At 72.1% G+C, this 13,834-nt stretch carries 11 protein-coding genes; 6 read left to right on the top strand and 5 right to left on the bottom strand.

Annotation, left to right across the window (positions count from 1 at the left end; genetic code table 11):
* Positions 1-44 precede the first annotated feature (44 nt).
* Genes RZ50_RS14645 through RZ50_RS14635 form a run of 3 tightly spaced genes read right to left on the bottom strand, consistent with a single transcriptional unit; the run spans position 45 to position 4,139 of the window.
* Positions 45-2,123, bottom strand: a complete 2,079-nt coding sequence (locus RZ50_RS14645) for an ABC transporter ATP-binding protein (protein ID WP_196950115.1) — start codon at positions 2,121-2,123, stop codon at positions 45-47.
* Positions 2,120-3,142, bottom strand: a complete 1,023-nt coding sequence (locus tag RZ50_RS14640; RefSeq protein ID WP_196950116.1) for an ABC transporter permease — start codon at positions 3,140-3,142, stop codon at positions 2,120-2,122. The genes RZ50_RS14645 and RZ50_RS14640 overlap by 4 nt, the downstream gene beginning before the upstream one ends.
* Positions 3,143-3,158: 16 nt before the next feature.
* The gene (locus RZ50_RS14635) at positions 3,159-4,139 is read right to left on the bottom strand and encodes an ABC transporter permease (protein ID WP_196950117.1); all 981 of its coding nucleotides are present in this window, start codon (positions 4,137-4,139) and stop codon (positions 3,159-3,161) included.
* A gap of 328 nt (positions 4,140-4,467) precedes the next feature.
* Here RZ50_RS14635 and RZ50_RS14630 point away from each other — a divergent pair, with 328 nt between their 5' ends.
* The gene (locus RZ50_RS14630; protein ID WP_196950118.1) at positions 4,468-6,174 is read left to right on the top strand and encodes an ABC transporter family substrate-binding protein; all 1,707 of its coding nucleotides are present in this window, start codon (positions 4,468-4,470) and stop codon (positions 6,172-6,174) included.
* A gap of 414 nt (positions 6,175-6,588) precedes the next feature.
* Here RZ50_RS14630 and RZ50_RS14625 read toward each other — a convergent pair whose 3' ends face one another.
* Positions 6,589-7,563 (bottom strand): LysR family transcriptional regulator, encoded by a 975-nt coding sequence (locus RZ50_RS14625; protein WP_308271633.1) that lies wholly within the window; start codon positions 7,561-7,563, stop codon positions 6,589-6,591.
* Positions 7,564-7,833: 270 nt separating this feature from the next.
* On the opposite strand from RZ50_RS14625, the gene snpA (RZ50_RS14620) reads away from it, so the two are divergent.
* The 4 genes from snpA (RZ50_RS14620) to RZ50_RS14605 all read left to right on the top strand — a co-directional run bounded on the left by snpA (RZ50_RS14620) (position 7,834) and on the right by RZ50_RS14605 (position 12,589).
* The gene (gene snpA / locus RZ50_RS14620; RefSeq protein ID WP_196950119.1) at positions 7,834-8,490 is read left to right on the top strand and encodes a snapalysin; all 657 of its coding nucleotides are present in this window, start codon (positions 7,834-7,836) and stop codon (positions 8,488-8,490) included.
* Positions 8,491-8,822: 332 nt separating this feature from the next.
* Entirely contained in the window at positions 8,823-9,446 is a 624-nt protein-coding gene (snpA, locus tag RZ50_RS14615) for a snapalysin (RefSeq protein WP_196950120.1), read from the top strand.
* Between the two features lie 208 nt (positions 9,447-9,654).
* A complete protein-coding gene (locus RZ50_RS14610; RefSeq protein WP_196950121.1) occupies positions 9,655-10,314 on the top strand; it encodes a pentapeptide repeat-containing protein in 660 nt (219 codons plus the stop codon).
* Between the two features lie 202 nt (positions 10,315-10,516).
* Positions 10,517-12,589, top strand: coding sequence for a phosphocholine-specific phospholipase C (locus tag RZ50_RS14605; RefSeq protein ID WP_196950122.1), 2,073 nt, complete (start codon positions 10,517-10,519; stop codon positions 12,587-12,589).
* Positions 12,590-12,633: 44 nt separating this feature from the next.
* Here RZ50_RS14605 and RZ50_RS14600 read toward each other — a convergent pair whose 3' ends face one another.
* Positions 12,634-13,440, bottom strand: a complete 807-nt coding sequence (locus RZ50_RS14600; protein ID WP_196950123.1) for a phosphoribosyl-dephospho-CoA transferase MdcG domain-containing protein — start codon at positions 13,438-13,440, stop codon at positions 12,634-12,636.
* 181 nt (positions 13,441-13,621) lie between these two features.
* Between RZ50_RS14600 and RZ50_RS14595 the strand changes: the two genes are divergently transcribed.
* A complete protein-coding gene (locus tag RZ50_RS14595; protein WP_196950124.1) occupies positions 13,622-13,834 on the top strand; it encodes a hypothetical protein in 213 nt (70 codons plus the stop codon).

The raw sequence follows: 13,834 nt of genomic DNA, 5'->3' as shown, positions 1-13,834 counted from the left end.
CAGGCCGATCCACCGAATCGCATTCATGCCAGCACTCAATGTGATCAGTCCGACGAGTCCTCCGGATGGTGGCAGGCGGCCCGGTGGTCCGCGTCGGCCCGGTCGCCGTCGAGGGCCGGCCGCTCCTGCTCGCACCGCGCCCGGTCCGCCGCCTCCGTGAGCCGGGCGTACAGCGGGCAGCGGGTGCGGAAGGGACAGCCGGTGCGGCGCTCGGTGGGCGAGGGCGGGTCCCCGGCCAGCAGGATCCGGTCCCGGGCGCGCTCGGCGGCGGGGTCGGGCAGCGGGACGGCGGAGAGCAGCGCCCGGGTGTACGGGTGCCGGGGCCGGTCGAAGACCGCGGAGACCTCTCCCTGTTCGACCGTCCGACCCAGGTACATCACGCTGACCCGGTCGGCGAGGTGCCGGATCACCGAGAGGTCGTGCGAGACGAACAGGTACGAGAGCCCGAGCTCGGCCTTGAGCGACTGGAGCAGGTTGAGCACCCCGGCCTGGATGGAGACGTCCAGGGCGGAGACCGGTTCGTCCAGCACCAGGAGCTTCGGCCGGACGGCGAGCGCCCGGGCGATCGAGACCCGTTGGCGCTGCCCGCCGGAGAACTGGTGCGGGTAGCGGGCGGCGTGGTCCGGGTCCAGACCGACCTGGCGCAGCAGTTCGGGCACCCGGCGGGCGATCTCCTCGCGCGGTGCGCGCTGGGCGCGCAGGGGTTCGGCGATGATGTCGCCGATCGGCAGCCGGGGGTCGAGGCTGGCCATCGGGTCCTGGAAGACGATCTGGAGTTGGGCCCGGAGCCGCTGGGCCTCGGCCCGGGTGAGTCGGGCGGTGTCGTGGCCGAGCAGTTCGATCCGGCCGGTCTCGGGGGCGCCGAGCCTCAGCAGTTCGAACAGCGTGGTGGACTTGCCGGAGCCGGACTCCCCGACCAGGCCGAGGGTCTCGCCCTCCCTCAGGTCCAGGTCGACGCCGTCCACCGCGTAGACCTCGCCGACCCGGCGCTTGAACACTGTGCCCTTGAGCAGCGGAAACGTTTTGCCTAGTCCGCTCACCGCCAGCACCGGCGCCCGTGAGGAGTGGTCGGCCGGGCCGGCGGCCGGGGCGTCCGGCAGTTCCGGTACGGGGTACACCTCGCTCGGCGCGGGCCGTCGTTCGGCCAGCTCCGCCGACCGCACGCAGGCGGCCTGGTGCCCGCCGTCCCCGCCCAGCGCGGGTTCGGCCGTCGAGCAGCGCTCCTCCGCCAGCGGGCAGCGCGCGGCGAACGGGCAGCCGGGCGGCAGTTCGGCCATCGGCGCCGGGGTGCCGGGGATCGGTACGAGGGCGCCGCCGCGTCCGTCCAGCCGGGGCAGCGCGCCGATCAGTCCGAGCGTGTACGGGTGGCGCGGCGCCTCGAACAGGGCGTCCACCCCGGCGGTTTCGACCACCCGGCCCGCGTACATCACCGCGACCCGGTCGGCGGTGCCGGCGATCACCCCGAGGTCGTGGCTGACCAGGACCAGGGCCGCGCCGGTCTCCCGCTGCGCGGTGCGCAGCACGTCGAGCACCTGGGCCTGGATGGTGACGTCCAGCGCGGTGGTGGGCTCGTCGGCGAGCAGGATGTCGGGCTGGTTGGCGACCGCCATGGCGATCATCGCGCGCTGGCGCATGCCGCCGGAGAATTCGTGCGGGAAGCTGTCCAGGGCCCGGTCGGGTGCCGGGATGCCGACCAGGTCGAGGAGTTCGGCGGCCCGGCGGCGGGCGGTGGGCTTGTCGACCCGCTGGTGGACGCGGACCGCCTCGGCGATCTGGTCGCCGATCCGGTAGACCGGGGTGAAGGCGGAGAGCGGGTCCTGGAACACCATGGCGATCCGGCGGCCGCGGATCGCGGCGAGGTCCCGCCCGGGCAGTCCGACCAGCTCCCGGCCGTCGAGCCGCACCGAGCCGCTGACCCGGGCCGTCGCGGGCAGCAGTCCGAGCACGGACAGCGCGGTGACGGACTTCCCGGAGCCCGACTCGCCGACGATGCCGAGCGTCTCGCCGCGCCGCAGGGTGAGGTCCACCCCGCGTACGGCGGGCACCGGGCCGTGCGGTCCGGCGAAGTCCACCCGCAGATCCCGGACGGCGAGCAGCGGGGTCTCGACAGCGGTGGTGGTCACGGACGCCTCCTCTGCGGGCGGCTGGAACGACTGGAGTGGCTGGAACTAGAAGGAGTGGAGCGGCTGGAACGAGTGGCACTACCGGAGCGGCGGAAACGGCGGAAGCGCCGGGGAGCGCCCCCGGCGGTGGGGTCGAGGGCGTCGCGCAGCCCGTCCCCGATCAGGTTGACGGCGAGCACGAACAGCACCAGCAGCGCGGCGGCGAAGTAGAACATCCAGGGGAACACCGGGGCCTCGCTGGTCCCGGCGGCGAGCAGGGTGCCGAGCGAGACGTCCGGCGGCCGGACGCCGAAGCCGAAGTAGGAGAGCGCGGTCTCGCTCATCACCGCGCCGCCGACCGCGATGGTGGCGTCGACGATGAGGAAGGAGGCGACGTTCGGCAGGATGTGCCGGCTGATGATCCGCAGCGGCCGCACCCCCATGAACCGTGCGGCGCGCACGAATTCGCGCTCGCGCAGGGAGATGGTCATCGAGCGGACGACCCGGGCGGTGATCATCCAGTTGAACAGGGCGAGCAGCAGCACGAAGGCGATCCAGCCGCTGCTGCGCAGCCGGGGCGAGACCACGGTGATGATCAGGAAGCTGGGGAAGACCAGCATCAGGTCGACCAGGAACATCAGCGCCCGGTCGGCCCAGCCCCCGAAGTAGCCGGCGCAGGCGCCGACCAGCGAGGCCAGCACGGTGGAGAACAGTGCCACCAGCAGGCCGATGATCAGCGACTTCTGCAGCCCGCGGACGGTCTGCGCGAACACGTCCTGGCCGACTCCGTTGGTGCCGAACCAGTGCGCGGCGGAGGGGGGTTGGTGCAGGGCGGTGAAGTCGGGGGTGGCGTAGTCCCAGGGTGTGAGGTACGGGCCGCCGAAGGCGAGCGCGAACAGCAGCAGGATCAGGACGGCGCCGACGACGGCGCCGCGGGCGGCGAGCAGCCGGGCGAGGACGAGCCGGCCCCGGCCGGTGGCCCGGGGGCGCCCGGCGGGGGCGGGGGCCGGAGTGGTGGATCCGGCAGTGACGACGGTCATGTCAGGCCACCTCCGGTCAGGACCGCACGCGCGGGTCGAGGGCGGCGTGCAGGGTGTCGGCCAGGAAGCCGGAGGCGAGCACGACGACGGCGGTGAACAGGTTGATCGCCACCACCGAGTTGACGTCCTGTTCGTTGATCGACTGGATCAGCCACTCGCCCATGCCGTGCCAGCCGAAGATCGTCTCGGTGAAGATGGCACCGGTGAAGATGCCCAGGAAGCTGTAGGCGAACATGGTCGACATCGGGATCACGGCGGTGCGCAGCCCGTGCTTGAGCAGGGCCCGGCGGCGGGTGAGGCCCTTGGCCTCGGCGGTGCGCAGGTAGTCGGAGCCGAGCACGTCGAGCATGATGCCGCGCTGGTAGCGGCTGTAGGTGGCGAGGCCTCCGAGGGCGAGCGAGATGGTGGGCAGCAGCAGGTGCAGCGCCCAGTCGGCGAGGTGGGCGCCGATTCCGCCGGTGAGTCCGGGGGTCTCGTAGCCGGTGAACGGGATGACCTCGTGGCCGGCCGCGTCCTTGGCGGCGATCGCGCCGTTCTTGAGGAACAGCGCGACCAGGAAGACCGGGGTGGAGAGCAGGACGAAGGAGGCCACGGTGAGCAGCCGGTCGGAGAGCCGGTACTGGCGGACGGCGCTCCACGCCCCGGCGACGACGCCGAGGACGGTGCCGAGCAGGCTGCCGAGCAGCAGCAGCCGCAGCGAGACCCAGACCCGGCGGCCGAAGTCGTCGGTGACCGGGGTGTCGTGGATGGTCCGGCCGAGGTCGCCGTGCAGCAGACCGCCGGCCCAGTGGCCGAAGCGCTCGACGACCGGGGTGTGGTCGTTCAGGTTGAGCGCGGTGAGCTGCCGTTCGACCGATTCGGCGGACGGGCGGGGGAGCTTGGCGTCGAAGTAGGTGCGCGGCTGGAGGGCGCCCGCGGAGATCGCGTACGCCAGGAACACGGCGGCGATGAGCAGTGCCGCGTAGTAGCTCAGCCGTTTCGCCAGGTAGCGGAGCATCAGCGGCCGCCCGGGGTGAGGGTGGGGCCGACGCGTCTGGTGGGCATCGGATGGTGGCCTTCGGTCGGGCCCGGTCGGGGCGTCAGATGGCGGGAGCGGCAGATAAGTTGGGAAAACGCAGGTCAGAGTGAAGCACCGGGGTGCGGCGGTGGTGTTGCGGTGGCATTGCCGCGTGTGGCTTTTGGATCAGGTGTGCGTTCCTCCCCCTGGTGGCGAATCTGATCCGCTGTTACGTTCGGCTGGCTCGGTGCCGGATTGAGTGCCCACGCTCAAGCCGACTCATGCCTCTCGCGGCCCAACTCCCGTCACGATTCCCAGGGGGACCCTCATGGACGCTTCCACCACGGCCCGCCGTCTCGGCCGGGCGGCCGTGCTCGCCGCCGCCGTCGCACTGGCGGTCACCGCGTGCACCTCGGGCGGTGGCGGTTCGGCCGACAACGTGGCCAAGAGCGAGCCGCCGAGACAGGACTCCCAGGACATCAACGCCAAGCCGCTGGACCAGATCAAGGACGGCGGCGAGGTGCGCTTCCAGCTGGACCAGTGGATCACCCAGTGGAACCCGCTCCAGGTGGACGGCGGTACGTACACCGACACGGTGAACCTCATCCGCGCCCTGGAGCCGAGGCTGTTCGGCACGGACGCCTCCGGCACCTTCCAGCCGAACCCCGACTACCTGGTGGAGGCCAAGGTCACCTCGACCTCGCCGCAGGTCGTCACGTACAAGCTCAACCCCAAGGCCAAGTGGTCGGACGGCAAGCCGCTCAGCTACCTGGACTTCAAGGCGGACTGGCAGACCAGCAACGGCAAGGACCCCGTGTACAGCATCGCCGACCCGTCCGGCTACGAGCAGATCTCCGCCGTCGAACAGGGCGCCGACCCGACCGAGGTGAAGGTCACCTTCGCGCAGCCGTACGCGGACTGGCAGAACCTGTTCCGCCCGCTGATCCCGGCGGCCGCCATCTCCACCCCGGACGACTTCAACAAGGGCTGGGTGGAGAAGATCCCGATCACCGCGGGCCCGTTCAAGGTCGGTACGGCGGACAAGACCGCGCAGATCCTCACCCTGGTCCCGGACCCGGCCTGGTGGGGCACCCGGGCCAAGCTCGACAAGATCACCTTCCGGGTGATGGACAAGTCGGCGAGCGTCCAGGCGTACCTCAACAACGAGATCGACCTCGCCGCGGCCAGTACCGCCGCCGCGTACGGGCAGCTCAAGAACGCCAAGGACACCGTGATCCGGGCCGCCAGCCCGTGGGACGAGGTGCACATCTCCTTCGGCGGCACCGGCGCGCTGGCGGACCAGAAGGTCCGTCAGGCGCTCGGCAGGGCGCTCGACCGCTCGGCGCTGATCAAGATCGCCAACAACGGGGTGCCGGTGGAGTTCAAGCCGCTCGGCAACCACATCATCATGCCCAACCAGGCCGGCTACCAGGACAACTCCGGTGACTGGGCCAAGTTCGACCCGGCCGTGGCCAAGAAGCTGCTGGACGACGCGGGGTGGAAGGAGGCCGGCAGCGGGCAGCCGCGCACCAAGGACGGGAAGTCGCTGGAACTGCACTGGGTGCTCAGCGACGGCACCCCGCAGGCCCAGCTCGACCTCGCCACCGCGGCCGCGGCGATGTGGCAGGGGGTCGGGGTCAAGGTCGACCTGGACAAGGTGGCCGCCAACGACTTCTTCTCCAAGTACATCACCCCGGGCAAGTTCGACGTCGCGAGCTGGCGCAACACCGACTCCTTCCCGAACTCCAAGAGCCTGGCCAACTTCCGCCTGCCGGTGGGCGACAACTCCTTCCAGAACCCGTCGCGGCTGGGCAGCCAGGAGATCGACGACCTGCTGAAGAAGGCCTCCGGCACGGTCGACCCGGTGGAGGCCGCGAAGCTCTACAACCAGGCGGACGCCAGGATCTGGGAGCTCGGCCACACCGTCGAGCTCTACCAGCGGCCGGCCGTGGTGGCGACCCGCAAGGGGCTCGCCAACTACGGGGCCTTCGGCCTCGCGTCGGAGGACTACAGCAAGGTCGGCTGGGAGAAGTAGTAGCCCGGGCCGCCGAGGCGGCGGGGGTGGCCGCAGGGCGGGCGCTGGCGAGCAGCGCGGTGATCACGAGGCGGGTGGTGCGGACACGGGTTGGTCGGCTCGGCCGCCCCCGCTGTCCTGCCACCCGCCTTGACCTTCCGCGTTGCTCGCAGGCCGCCCGTGTCATGGGGCCCCGAAGGGCCCGCGCTCGCTTCCAACCGGGGACGAATCTAGCGGGGCGGTCCGGGAGGTCGCGGCAGAGCGCGCGGGGCACGCCCGGAAACCCGCCGTGCTGTCACCCACTTCGCGCACCGAAGCGTCAACTACGGCTGACGGTACGGAAAAAAAGAGGCACAAGTGGTCATCGAGACCCGGTCCGTACGGGTTCGTTCGGCTTCGTTCCGGTTCGTACGGGTTCGCCCGGCCCACCGGGGTTCAGACGCGCTCCAGCAGCACCGGTTCGTGCCGCGCCAGCCAGGCCAGGTAGGCCGGGTTGACCTTGGCCAGATCCAGGTAGGCGGCGCGCAGCTCGCCGTACAGCGCGTCCAGGGCGGGCGGGCTGAGCGCGCGGGGGCGCCAGGTGAACAGCAGCCGGACGGCCAACGGGTCCCCGTGCACCGGGCGGACCACCGTGCCGGGCCCGGGCAGCGAGGTCGGCTGGCAGGGGCGGACGGCCTCGCCGGAGGCGACCAGCTCGGCGGCGGTGGCGTTGTCCCGCACCTGCACCACCCGGGGGTTGAGCCCGGCCTCGCTGAACACCCGGCGCATCGCCGCGTACTCGTGGTCGGCGGTCGGATCGACCATCCAGGTGTCCTCGGCGAGGTCGGCCAGGTGTACGACCGGGCGGGCGGCGGCCGGGTGGCCGGCGGCGAGCGCGACGAACTGCGGCTCGCGGGCCATCAGCACCCGGTGCTCGGCGTCCGGCGGCACCCGTAACGGGAAGCCCTCGCTCTCGTACACGAAGGCCACGTCCAACTGATCGGCGGCGACCATGCGCAGCAGGGCGCTGGCGGAGATGTCGACGTGGATGGTGGTGTCGGTGTCCGGCAGCCGCTCGTGCACCCGGCGCAGCCAGGCCGCGACCGCCCGGCTGCCGACGCTGCCGATGCGCAGCCGCCGCTGCCGCCCGGGGCCGGCCGAATCGCGGGCCTCCTGGCGGGCGGCGGCGACCAGCGCGGCCATCTCGCTGATCACCGGCCGGGCCCGGGACAGCACCGAGTGGCCGAGCGCGGTGGGCCGACTCCCGGTCTGCTCGCGGGTGAACAGGGTGCCGCCGATGGCCCGTTCGATGCGGTGCAACTGGGTGGTGAGCGAGGGCTGGGTCATGCCGAGCTGGAGCGCGGCCTTGCGGAGGCTGCCGGTGTCGGCGATCGCGCACAGCACCCGGAGGTGTCTCACGTCGAGCTCCACGACGGGAGCATAGACGCCGCCGAGGCGCATCGCCAAGGACATGACATGAGATCAAGGGCAGGCCGACGGAACACTCGGCGGATCCCCACCGGTATGCGCCCGGGCTATTGCCGGTTGACATCATCCGTGACCGGCCCGGACGGGTCGAAGCTCAGGGGCGACACACCGCCCCCGATCCCGGTCGGGGCGGCCCCCACCGCGCGCCGGCCACCGCCGTGCCCGGCCCCCACCGGCCGGCGGGGAGGCGCACCGCGAACTCGGAGCCCCCACATGAAGCGATCAGTGCTGTCCGCGACCCTGGGCCTGGCCCTCGCCGCCGGCCTCGCGACCCTGCCCGCCACCGCCACCGCCGTCGCCGCGCCCGCCGCGCCCGCCGTTCAGACCCACGCCGTCCAGGGTCGAGTCGTCGCGGCGTACGCGGGTTCGGCCGCCGAGGCGGCGAACAACCAGGCGTTCTTCCAGGCCGTGATGGCCTCCGCGAAAGCGAAGCAGGCCGCCAGCCCGTGGCTGCAGACCGTCACCGTCACCTACGACACCACCAACGCGCCCTCCTTCACCAGCCAGATCGCCGGCGCCGCGCAGATCTGGAACGGGGCGGTGCACAACGTCCAGCTCCAGGAGACCAGCGGCACCGGCGACTTCTCGTACACCGAGGGCAGTGGCAGCGGTTCCTACGCCAGCACCGACGGGCACGGGCACGGCTACATCTTCCTCGACTACCAGCAGACCCAGCAGTACGACCCGCTGCGGATCACCGCCCACGAGACCGGGCACGTGCTCGGCCTGCCCGACGACTACTCCGGCCCGTGCAGCGAGCTGATGTCGGGCCACGGCCCCGGCCCGTCCTGCACCAACCCGTACCCCGACAGCAACGAGCGGGCGCAGGTCGACGTGCTCTGGGCGAACGGGCTGGCGTCCGCGAACTGACCCTTCCAGCAGGGGGATCGAGGCCGCGACGGGCCGCCCGGCCGGAAACGGGCGGCCCGCCGCATGGGTACTTCCCCGCCTCGGAGCCTAGCCCCAGGGGGAACGGAATGCCAGGGGCATGGACGAGTCAAGACGAGTAAAAGACGGCTCAAATCCGTGGGGTGGCAGGGGTATTGGGTCGACCTATCGCAGGTTGACATCATCCGCCCGCCCGTCGGGCTGCCTGAAGCTCTGGGGACACCACCCGGTCACCGGGCGTTCCCCCACGCCGGCCCCAACCCGGCTGCGGCGCCCGCGAGCCGGAGTCCCCAGAAGTCCTCAGGAGCCCCCACATGAAGCGATCCGTGCTGTCCGCCACCCTCGGCCTGGCCCTCGCGGCCGGCCTCGCCGTGCTGCCCACCACCGCGGCCGCCGCCGCGCCGGCCGCCCCGGCCGTGCAGGGCTACACCGCCTCGACGTACGCGGGTTCGGCCGCCGAGACGGCGGACAACCAGGCGTTCTTCCAGGCCGTGATGGCCTCCGCGAAGTCCAAGCAGGCCGCCAACCCCCTCCTGGCGACCGTCGTGGTCACCTATGACGCCAGCTCGGCCCCGTCCTTCCGCAACCAGATAGCCAGCGCCGCGCAGATCTGGAACAGCTCGGTCGGCAACGTCCAGCTGCGGGCGGGTTCGAACGCCGACTTCCGCTACTACGAGGGCAACGACAGCCGCGGCTCCTACGCCAGCACCGACGGGCACGGGAGCGGCTACATCTTCCTCGACTACCAGCAGAACCAGCAGTACAACTCGGTCCGGGTGACGGCCCACGAGACCGGGCACGTGCTCGGCCTGCCGGACCACTACTCCGGCCCGTGCAGCGAGCTGATGTCGGGCGGCGGCCCCGGCCCGTCCTGCACCAACCCGTACCCGAACAGCAACGAGCGCAGCCGGGTCAACTCGCTCTGGCTCTTCGGCTGACCCGTACCACCTGATCGACCCGTACCACCTGATCGTCCCGTACCACCCGGCCGACCCGGCCCCGGACCGACCGCGCCCCGCGGCCGGTCCGGGGCGCCGTCGTCCCCAGGTGTCGTCGTCCCAGGTGTCGTCGTCCGGGGCTTTGTCGGTGGTGCGTGCGAGCATGCGGATGAGGCCCGCCCGTCCCCGACCGTGAGGTTCCACCGCCATGTCGCGCTCCGTCCCCGACCAGCTCGCCGACCTCCCGTACGCCGACCTGCTGAGCCCCCACACCGGGCCGCTGCGCAGCGACGCCAGGTACGACACCACGCACTTCGACGGCGGCGAGCACACCGACGAGTCGGGCGCCGGGGCAGCCTTCCTGGAGTGCGCCTTCACCTCGGTCGCGCTCAGCGGGGTCAAGCTGCGCCAGGCCCGGTTCAACGAGGTCTGGGTGCAGGCCGGCCGCTGGGTGGCCTGCGACCTGAGCGACACCGAGTGGCAGGACAGCGCCTTCGTCGGCGGCGTGCTGGCCGGGGTCGCCGGGTACGGCTCGGCGCTGCGCCGGGTGGTGTTCCGCGGCTGCAAGCTGGAGGCGGTCAACCTGCGGTCGGCCGTGCTGCGGGACGTCGTGTTCGAGGACTGCCTGCTGCGCGACGTGGACTTCGGCGAGGCCAAGCTGACCGGGGTGTCCTTCCCCGGCTCCACGCTGGAGGAGGTGCGGCTGCGCGGGGCCGTGCTGAGCAGGACCGATCTGCGCGGGGCGAGCCGGCTCGGCCTGGTGGACGGCCACCAGGGGCTGCGCGGGGCCGTCATCAGTTCCACCCAACTGCTGGAGCTGGCGCCGCAGTTCGCCCACGCGCTGGGCATCGAGGTGAAGGACCGCTGACTTTCGGATCCCGTTCCGGTTCCTTCCCGGCGGATCCGTCGGACGTTCAGCCCGGCGTCGCTCGGTGACGCCCGGACGAACAGTCCGCCAACCCTCCCGTGCGCATCTGGTGGCCCGGTTCGCGAGCGGTGGAGACTGCTGCGCGATCGATGAGCCCCGACTTGTGTACACAACATCGCCAGCGAAGGGACGGACCGGGCTGATGGCCGAGTTGAGTCGTAGGAAGTTCGTCACGCTGTCCGGTGCCGCCGCGGCCGGTCTCGCCGTGGCCGGCACCGGCGCCGCGGGGGCCGCCCCGGGCGCCACGGGCGCCGCCACCGCGAGCACCACCGCGCTCTCCACGACCGGCACCGTCACGGACGTGCAGCACGTGGTGATCCTGATGCAGGAGAACCGCAGCTTCGACCACTACTTCGGCACGCTGAGCGGCGTGCGCGGCTTCGCCGACCGCAGCGCCATCCAGATCGCCGGCGGCTACAGCGTCTTCAACCAGCCCAACGGCCTGTTCGGCCGCCAGTACCCCTGGCAGTTCAGCCAGACCAAGCCGGCCGGCGGCGCCGACCCCGAGCGCCTGGCCCAGTGCAACGGGGATCTTTCCCACGGCTGGAGCGACCAGCACAGCGCGTGGAACGGCGGCAAGATGGACAACTGGGTCTCCGCCAAGGGCAACGTCCGCACGCTCGGCTTCCTGACCCGCCAGGACATCCCGTTCCACTACGCGCTCGCCGAGAACTGGACCATCTGCGACGCCTACCACTGCTCGGTGCTCAGCGCGACCGGCCCCAACCGCACCTACCACTGGTCCGGCCAGATCGACCCGGCCGGGACGGCGGGCGGCCCGGCCTACGACGGCGGTGACGAGAAGGGCCTGCGGTGGCAGACCTACGCCGAGGCGCTGGAAGGCGCCGGGGTGAGCTGGAAGGTCTACCAGAACGCCGCCGACAACTACGGCGACAACGCGTTGGCGTACTTCTCGCAGTTCGCCAACGCCCCGGCCGGCAGTGCCCTCGCGACCAAGGGGATGGGCTCGGTGCCCAAGGTCACCGGGAAGACCCCGGACGACATCGTCGCCGCGATCAAGGCCGACGTGCTGGCCGGCACCCTCCCGCAGGTCTCCTGGATCGTTCCCGACCAGGCCTCCTCCGAGCACCCGTACGCCACCCCGGCCGACGGCGCGCACTTCGTCCACAACGTGATCGACGCGCTGAACGCGGACCCGAACGTCTTCAACTCGTCCGTCCTGTTCATCAACTACGACGAGAACGACGGCTTCTTCGACCACGTCCCGCCACCGGTCGCCCCGGCCGGAACCCCGGGCGAGTTCGTCAACGGCACCAACATCGGCCTCGGCTTCCGCGTCCCGCTGATCGCCGTCTCGCCGTGGACCCGCGGCGGCTGGGTCAACTCCGAGACCTTCGACCACACTTCGGTGCTGCGCTTCCTGGAGGTCTGGACGGCCGCCCTCGGCACCCCCGCGCAGTGCGTGAACATCAGCGACTGGCGCCGCCGCGTCTGCGGCGACCTCACCAGCGTCTTCGACTTCGCCAACCCGGTCTACGGCCTCCCCGCGCTGCCCGACACCTCGCAGACCATCGGCCTGTCGGCGTGCGGCCCGCTGCCCAACCCGGCCCCGGTGAACAACCAGCTCCCGGTGCAGGAGACGGGTACCCGCCCCGCGCGTGCGCTGCCGTACCAACCGAACGCCAACCTGGACCACCTGGAGTTCGGCTCGGGCGGGGTGATGAAGGTCTGGATCAGCATGGCCAACGGGGCTTCCAAGTCCTCGCACTTCGCCGCCTACGCCAACGCCTACCGCAGCGGCGGTCCCTGGCAGTACACGGTGGACCCGGGCGGCAGCACCAGCGACTTCTTCAACTGCGGCACCAACTTCGGCGGCGGCCCGTACGACCTGTCGGTGGTCGGCCCCAACCGCTTCCTGCGCCGCTTCAAGGGCGACGCCACCAAGGCGGGCAAGAACGCCGCCGTCACCGCCTCGTACGCGGTCGAGCCGGGCACCGGCAAGCTGGCCGTCTACTTCAAGCTGGCCAACTCCGGCAGCACGCCGATCACCTTCACCATCGCCTCCAACAACTACCGCACGGACGGCCCCTGGACGTACCAGGTGCCGGCGGGCGGCAGCGTGAGCGACTTCTTCAACGCGGTGGCCTACACCAACGGCTGGTACGACTTCACCGTCACGGTGGACGTCGACGGCAGCTGGTCGCAGCGGTTCACCGGGCACCTGGAGACGGGCGCGCCCAGCGTCAGCGGCTGAGAACGAGGGCCCCGGCCCGTTGCGCCGCTCTCCTCGGCCAGGGCCTACACGAACGGGCCCCGGGGGAACCACGGATCGTGGACCTCCCGGGGCCCGTGCGGCGTCAGCAGGGTGAGGGTGACCGGGGAGGCCGCGTACTCGGCCAGCTGCACCGAGCCGTACCGGGTCTCCAGCTCGGCCTGCACCGGCACCGGCAGCTTGCTCAGCGCCCGCCGCAGCTGCAGCGCGTCCCGCCGGCTGACCGGGTGCGGGGCGCGCAGCACCAGCCGCAGCGGGCTGAGCGGCCCGGCCACCGGGACGCCGGTGCCCAGCTCGTAGCCGACCGCGCCGATCGGTCCCCAGGACAGCCGGTGGTCCGCCACCAGCCGGCCGACCTCCGGCAGCAGGGCCAGGGCCGGGATCCCGGCGACCCGCTCGGGGGCCAGCCGGCCCTGCCGGTCGGCCAGCTGTTCGGGCCGCAGCGTCCGGGCCACCGCGGCCCAGGGCGCCAGCGCGTCCAGCCGCTGCCCGGGGCGCGGGCCGCGCACGGTCACCGGGAGCCAGTGTTCGGGGGCCGCCTCCGGGTCCCGGGTGCAGCGCTGCGGGTTCGGCACGTCCACCGGGGTGCCGACCACCGAGGGCGCCCGGCCGACCACCACCCACGGATGGGCGCGCAGCACCGCCCGCGCCCAGTCCGGCAGCTCGCCGCCCGCCAGCGGGCGCAGCGAACTGGGGCACTGCATCAGCAGCAGGTCGTGGGTGCCGGGCAGCCGCCCGTCCAGCGCGGCCAGCGAACCGACCCGCCGACGCGGTCCGTCGTGCGACTCCTCGGCGGTGCGCCGGGCTTGGCGTGCGGAAGGTGCGACGGTCACAGCGGGCTCCAGACGGTGGCGTCGATTCGGCCTACGGCTCCACCCTCCACCCGCCGGCCGCCCCCGGCTACGGCCCTTGGGCGCGTCCACCAGGGACCAAAGGCTCAACGTGCGTCCCCGTGCCCCCGGTGTGAGAGTGGGGGCAGCCCGGCATTCCGTCGTTCCCCCCGGAGGAGGAGCCATGGGCATCTTCGACAGGTTGTTCCACCGCCCGCCGCACGAGCACGCCGGTCAGGAGGCCGCGGAGCGGGCCGCCCTCGCCCACGACGAGACCGTCGACGCGTACAGCAACGACGTCGAGCGCAAGCGCGAGACGGCGGAGCAGCGCGCCCAGGAGGAGGCGGACCGGCGCGCCGCCGAGGACATGACCGCCGAGGGCGACCCCTGGGGCTGA

The sequence above is a fragment of the Kitasatospora sp. SUK 42 genome (assembly GCF_015776785.2).
In the GTDB taxonomy this organism is placed as follows: domain Bacteria; phylum Actinomycetota; class Actinomycetes; order Streptomycetales; family Streptomycetaceae; genus Kitasatospora.
This window is presented reverse-complemented; position numbering and strand designations above follow the sequence as displayed.

Excerpts from the sequence above, each read along its gene's own strand:
- RZ50_RS14640 (WP_196950116.1), bottom strand. The coding sequence starts at position 3,142 with ATGACCGTCGTCACTGCCGGATCCACCACTCCGGCCCCCGCCCCCGCC.
- RZ50_RS14635 (WP_196950117.1), bottom strand. The coding sequence starts at position 4,139 with ATGCTCCGCTACCTGGCGAAACGGCTGAGCTACTACGCGGCACTGCTC.
- RZ50_RS14630 (WP_196950118.1), top strand. The coding sequence starts at position 4,468 with ATGGACGCTTCCACCACGGCCCGCCGTCTCGGCCGGGCGGCCGTGCTC.
- snpA (WP_196950119.1), top strand. The coding sequence starts at position 7,834 with ATGAAGCGATCAGTGCTGTCCGCGACCCTGGGCCTGGCCCTCGCCGCC.
- snpA (WP_196950120.1), top strand. The coding sequence starts at position 8,823 with ATGAAGCGATCCGTGCTGTCCGCCACCCTCGGCCTGGCCCTCGCGGCC.
- RZ50_RS14610 (WP_196950121.1), top strand. The coding sequence starts at position 9,655 with ATGTCGCGCTCCGTCCCCGACCAGCTCGCCGACCTCCCGTACGCCGAC.
- RZ50_RS14605 (WP_196950122.1), top strand. The coding sequence starts at position 10,517 with ATGGCCGAGTTGAGTCGTAGGAAGTTCGTCACGCTGTCCGGTGCCGCC.
- RZ50_RS14595 (WP_196950124.1), top strand. The coding sequence starts at position 13,622 with ATGGGCATCTTCGACAGGTTGTTCCACCGCCCGCCGCACGAGCACGCC.